We start from the raw sequence: 640 nt of genomic DNA, 5'->3' as shown, positions 1-640 counted from the left end.
AGGTAAACATTCAGCTTCATTGTTGATGTTGCTGTGAGTGGTTGGCGCTTGTTCCGGGTCCGACTGTTGGCTGATGTGTGGCGCATCGGGTCTGGTGCGTGTGGTGACGTGGTGGGGTGCTGCCGCCGGGGGGAGATGCCGATCGAGGGGCTGATCGCCCTCGTCCGCGCGCAGGCGGAGTTGATCGCCGAGTTGCGGGCGGTGATGGCGACACAGGCCAGGGAGATCGCGAAGCTGACGGCGAAGGTCGCTGAGCCGGAGCGGAAGGTGTCGCGGAACTCGCGGAACTCGTCGTTGTCGCCGTCCACGGACGACGCGGTCCCGGGGTGGAAGCCGCCCGGGCCGGCGGGTGGGACGCCCGGGGCTGCGGGCGCTGGCGGGGTGGGGAAGAAGAAGCGAAGCGTGGTAAGCAGCCGGGCGCGGACGGGTGGACGCTGGCCTGGCGGGAGGACCCGGATCGGGTCGAGGCGTATTTTCCGGTCGGGGTGTGTGACTGTGGGGTGTCGCTGGCCGGGTCGAGGCCGGCGGGGGTCGCGCGCTTGCACCAGTCCCACGATGTCGAACCGGCCCGGGTCGACCGTGACCCGGCATGATCTCTACCGGGTCGTGTGCGGCTGCGGGCGCCGCCACGTGGCCGCCC

At 70.2% G+C, this 640-nt stretch carries 2 protein-coding genes; one reads left to right on the top strand and one right to left on the bottom strand.

Annotated elements, in window-relative coordinates; genetic code table 11:
- Nucleotides 1–308 (bottom strand): hypothetical protein (locus AC08OO_RS22985; RefSeq protein ID WP_476619071.1); only part of this gene is annotated, 308 nt, incomplete at its 3' end.
- Between AC08OO_RS22985 and AC08OO_RS22980 the strand changes: the two genes are divergently transcribed.
- Nucleotides 205–640: DUF6444 domain-containing protein (locus tag AC08OO_RS22980; protein WP_476619074.1), on the top strand; the 436-nt coding region annotated here is incomplete at its 3' end. The two genes, AC08OO_RS22985 and AC08OO_RS22980, sit on opposite strands and share 104 nt — an antisense overlap.

This window comes from Frankia sp. CeCAU1 (assembly GCF_977971845.1).
Note: the sequence above shows the minus strand (reverse complement) of the source record. Positions and strands in the feature narration are given on the sequence as shown.